The organism is Mesorhizobium sp. M4B.F.Ca.ET.203.01.1.1, assembly GCF_004791025.1.
GTDB classification, from domain to species: domain Bacteria; phylum Pseudomonadota; class Alphaproteobacteria; order Rhizobiales; family Rhizobiaceae; genus Mesorhizobium; species Mesorhizobium abyssinicae.
Genome location: NZ_SRUO01000197.1, coordinates 1 through 315, shown reverse-complemented (window position 1 = coordinate 315; position 315 = coordinate 1). Strand labels below are relative to the sequence as shown.

Annotated in this window: 2 pseudogenes; both read right to left on the bottom strand. The window is 63.5% G+C overall.

The features are described from left to right. Positions 1-175: pseudogene (locus tag EN846_RS36315) on the bottom strand (ATP-binding protein); the annotation flags it as partial. Positions 176-219: 44 nt separating this feature from the next. Continuing rightward, positions 220-315, bottom strand: a pseudogene (locus EN846_RS34300) (enoyl-CoA hydratase); the annotation flags it as partial.

The following is a 315-nucleotide window of genomic DNA, read 5'->3' as shown; positions in this document are numbered from 1 at the left end:
CGTTCTCGCCGACGATGATGGTGATGGCCGAGGCGAATTCGAACTCGAATGCGCCCTCCCGAAAGAGCGGCAGGTTCCAGGGATATTTGTCCCAGTCGGCAACGCGCGACGGCTCAAGCAGGATGCGCCTGAGATAGGGCGCTTTCAGCCGCGTCAGTTGCTTGCGGGCAGCCATGTCGCACCTTCAGCGATGGGATGGCGCGGCTTCATTCAGGCCCGCTACTCGTCGGTCCATTCCGGCTTGCGCTTGCCGATGAAGGCGCCGATGCCTTCCTCGGCGTCGCGTGCCAGCATGTTCTCGACCATCACCCGGCC